3 protein-coding genes are annotated in these 3,527 nt (G+C 60.2%); 2 read left to right on the forward strand and 1 reads right to left on the reverse strand.

The genetic code is table 11. The features are described 5' to 3' along the window. Positions 1-1,007: molecular chaperone DnaJ (gene dnaJ, locus ADADOO_RS07770; protein WP_511276446.1), on the forward strand; the 1,007-nt coding region annotated here is incomplete at its 5' end. 276 nt (positions 1,008-1,283) lie between these two features. Continuing rightward, positions 1,284-2,423 carry an ABC transporter substrate-binding protein gene (locus tag ADADOO_RS07775; protein ID WP_511276448.1) on the forward strand — a complete coding sequence of 380 codons (1,140 nt, stop codon included), beginning with the start codon at positions 1,284-1,286 and terminating at the stop codon, positions 2,421-2,423. Positions 2,424-3,024: 601 nt separating this feature from the next. On the opposite strand, the gene ADADOO_RS07780 is transcribed toward ADADOO_RS07775, so the two are convergent. Then, positions 3,025-3,527 (reverse strand): DALR domain-containing protein (locus ADADOO_RS07780; protein ID WP_511276449.1); only part of this gene is annotated, 503 nt, incomplete at its 5' end.

The raw sequence follows: 3,527 nt of genomic DNA on the forward strand, positions 1-3,527 counted from the left end.
ATCCGGGCGCCGAGGAGAAGTTCAAGGAAGCCAAGGAAGCCTACGAAATCCTGTCTGATAGCCAGAAACGCTCGGCCTACGACCAGTACGGCCACGCCGGGCTTGACCAGCAGGCCGGCATGGGTGGTGGTGGCGGCGCCGGCTTTGCCGATGCCTTCGGCGGCATTTTCGACGAAATTTTCGGCGGTCGCGGCGGCAGCGGTGGCGGTCGCTCCAATATCTATCGCGGCGCCGACCTGCGCTACAACCTGGAAATCACGCTCGAACAAGCCGCCCACGGTACGGAAACCAAGATCCGTATTCCGACCATGGAAATCTGCGAGCCCTGCAACGGCTCCGGTGCCAAGCCCGGCACCCAGCCGAAGACCTGCCCGACCTGCGGCGGCTCCGGCCAGGTTCGCCTGCAACAAGGCTTCTTCTCGATCCAGCAGACCTGTCACAAATGTCACGGCACCGGCCGTTTCATCGCCGAGCCTTGCAAGAGCTGCGACGGCGCCGGCCGCATCAAGCAACACAAGACGCTGGCCGTCAAGATTCCGGCCGGGGTTGATGAAGGTGATCGCATTCGTCTGTCCGGCGAAGGCGAGCATGGCGTCAATGGCGGCCCACCGGGCGATCTCTACGTGCAGATTCACCTCAAGCCGCACGCCGTATTCACGCGCGACCACAACGACCTGCATTGCGAGATGCCGATCTCCTTCACTGCCGCAGCTCTTGGTGGCGAAATCGAAATCCCGACCCTGGACGGCGCCGCGGCCATCAAGATTCCAGCCGAAACGCAGTCCGGACGCGTCTTCCGTCTGCGCGGCAAGGGCATCAAGGGGGTGCGTAGCCATAGCCATGGCGACCTGATGTGCCACGTCATCGTCGAGACCCCGGTGAACCTGACCGAGCGCCAGAAGGAATTGCTGCGCGAACTGGAAGAATCCAGCCGTGCCAACACCGGCAAACACAATCCGCGCTCGAAATCGTGGATGGACAAAGTTAAGGATTTCTTTGCGGAATAACGCCTTAACTTTGCAGAGAAGGCTAACCGGCCGTTCAGGTTAAGGCACAAAGTGCCGGCCGAAACTACAAAGTTAAGGATTTCTTTGCGGAATAACGCCTGACTTTGCACCACAGCCCCGGTGTCCCGAAACTTTCGGGACACCGGGGCTGTTTCATTTTTGGCCCTTTTTCCGGTTGACCGTAGCACTGAACAAATTGCCGAAAGGCCGACCGTGTTCCCGGTAATATCCTCGACTGTTAGAATCATTCGATCAAAACAAGGGGGGAGACAAACAATGCGAATTCTCAAGCGCTTGGCCACCGTTGGCGTAATTGCCTTTTCCACGATGTGCTGGGCCGAGCCCGGCGTCACCGAGACCACGATCACGCTCGGCATGTCGGCCCCCTTATCCGGTCCGAATGGCGCCTATGGCCTCGACATGCGGCAAACCATTACGACTTATTTCGACCAGATCAACAAGGCCGGCGGCATCAATGGCCGCAAGCTCGAACTGATCGCCCTCGACGACGGCTACGAAACCGAGCGCACCGTCGCCAACACCAGGACGCTGATCAAGGAAAAGAATGTCTTCGCACTACTCGCCTATTACGGCTCGAGCCCGACCACCGAAACCATGAATACCGTCTTCGGTCCGGCCAAGGTGCCCCTGGTCGGCACCATTTCCGGCGCCGCCACCCTGCGCGAATCGCTCGCCACCAATCCCAATGCGCGCTACATGTTCAACGTCCGGGCGAGTTACGCCGACGAAGCCGAAGCCATTGTCAACCAGATGGTCTCGCTCGGTCTGAAGAATATCGCCGTGTTTTACCAAAACGACGGTTTCGGCAAATCCGGCCTGGATGGTGTCACTGCGGCGCTCAAAAAATACAACCTCGCGCCGTCTGCCGTCGGCACCATCGAGCGCAATTCGCTGGATGTCACCAAGGCCGTCGAAGCCATTGCCAAAACGACGCCGCAAGCCGTGGTCATGGTGACGCTGTACAAACCAACGGCCGCCTTCGTCAAAGCCATGAAAAAAATCGGCCAGCACCCGATGCTGATGACGCTTTCCCCGGTCGGCGCCGAACTGCTCGTTCAGGAACTCGGCCCCGATTCACGCGGCATTGGCGTATCGCAGGTCGTTCCCTATCCGTGGAACAACGTCGTACCGGTCGTCCGCGACTATCAAAAGCTCTCCGACAAGGGCGCCTACTCGTACTACGGGATGGAAGGCTACCTCATGGCCCGGACCATGATCGAGGGCCTCAAGCGGGCCGGCAAGGATCTCAGCCGCGACAAACTGGTGAGCTCCCTGGAAAGCATGAACGGGGCTGACCTCGGTGGCTACCGCATCAACTACGGCCCGAACACCCGGCTCGGGTCGCGCTTTGTTGAACTGACGGTTATTGGGCAAGGCGGGAAGATTCTGAAGTAGCACCTCGTTCTCCCGTCAAAGGGAGTCAATGTTTGGTCCGGCATTCTTCTAAATTAACTTGGAGTTCCGCCCTTGCGGGGCGTCTCACTTTTTCTTGTTTCGCCAAGAAAAAGTAACCAAAAAGAAGGCGACCCTGGGTCGGTGCCGGCTTCGCCGGTTCCCTGTGCTACTCGGGACTGGCGGGGGCTGCGGAACTCGGGCTTCGCCCTCAGACAGTCCTCGCCCTTTATCCGCCAGCCCCTGCGTTGCTCGGCACCTCTCAAGGGGCCCGGCAAGGCGTCCACGCCGGAGCTATGGATTTCAATTTTTGGCCTTTTTCCCGGTTGACCGTGGAAGTTAGTGACGCGGATGCCGTTTGAGCTCGGACGCCTTTGGGGCCCCATGAGAGGCGCTGAGCAACGCAGGCGGGCCGGGGGCAGTCGGCTTGCGTTGTCTGAGCCGCAGGCGAGTTTAGCAAGCCGCCCGGCCCGCCGAGTAGCGCAAGGAACCCGCAGGGCGCCGACCCTGGGGTCGCCTTTTCTTTGGCTACTTTCTTTTGGCGAAGCAAAAGAAAGTACGCCCGCCAGCAAGGCGGAACCCCAAGCTAATTAAACGGAAAAACTCAGGCCCGACGCCAGGTCGTCCCCTGCGGACTATCATCCAGCGCAATCCCCGCCGCCTTCAGTTCATCGCGAATACGATCCGACTCGGCAAAATTCCTGGCCTTCTTGGCCGCTGCCCGATCGGCGATCAGCTGCTCGATCGCCGCCTCGTCGAGGCCGCCAGCCGCCCCACCGCCCTGCAGATAAGCCATCGGCTCGCGCTCGAGCAGGCCAATCACGGCGCCCAGCGCCTTGAGCAAACCGGACAGTTCGCCACTCTTCTGACGATTGGCCTCAGCCGCCACTTCGAAGAGCACCGCAATGGCGCCATGCGAGTCGAAATCCTCGTTCAGCGCGGCAGCAAAACGGGCCGCGAAATCGTTGTTCCAGTCGATGGTGACAGCTGCCGCCGGCACATCGCGCAGCGTGAAATACAGACTATCCAGACTGCGCCGCGCGTCGTCGAGATGGGCATCCGAATAGTTCAGCGGGCTGCGGTAATGAGCGCGCAGGATGAAGAAGC

Origin of the sequence: Azonexus sp. (genome assembly GCF_036170495.1) — a bacterium.
Lineage (GTDB): Bacteria > Pseudomonadota > Gammaproteobacteria > Burkholderiales > Rhodocyclaceae > Azonexus.